The 415-nt window shown below is 66.7% G+C and carries 1 protein-coding gene; it reads left to right on the forward strand.

Annotation, left to right across the window (positions count from 1 at the left end; all coding sequences use genetic code 11):
* Positions 1–415: IS5 family transposase (locus tag QMG28_RS20875; RefSeq protein WP_281844152.1), on the forward strand; the 415-nt coding region annotated here is incomplete at both ends.

Consider the following 415-nt stretch of genomic DNA (forward strand, 5'->3'; position numbering starts at 1 on the left):
ATGGCGTGGGACGTTCCCGGGGCGGGCTGACGACCAGGCTGCATGCGCTCGTCGACGGCCGCGGGCGACCGGTCGCTTTCAAGCTCACGCCAGGACAGGTTCACGACAGCAAGGTCGCGGGGGATATACTCGCGCAGCTCGCGCCGGGGCAGATCCTCATGGCCGACAAGGCCTATGATTCGAACGCCATCCTCGCCACGATCCGCGCCCGCGGCGCGACCCCGAACATCCCCGCCAAGGCGCCCCGAAAACTGCCGCACGCCAACGACCGCGCCCTCTACCGGCGGCGCAACATCATCGAGAGGTTCTTCAACAAACTGAAGCAATACAGGGGCCTGGCCACCCGCTACGACAAACACGCCGAGACCTTCATGGCCGGCGTCACTCTGGCCGCCATCCGCATCGCAATACGGGC

The organism is Sinisalibacter aestuarii (assembly GCF_027923545.1).
GTDB classification, from domain to species: Bacteria; Pseudomonadota; Alphaproteobacteria; order Rhodobacterales; family Rhodobacteraceae; genus Sinisalibacter; species Sinisalibacter aestuarii.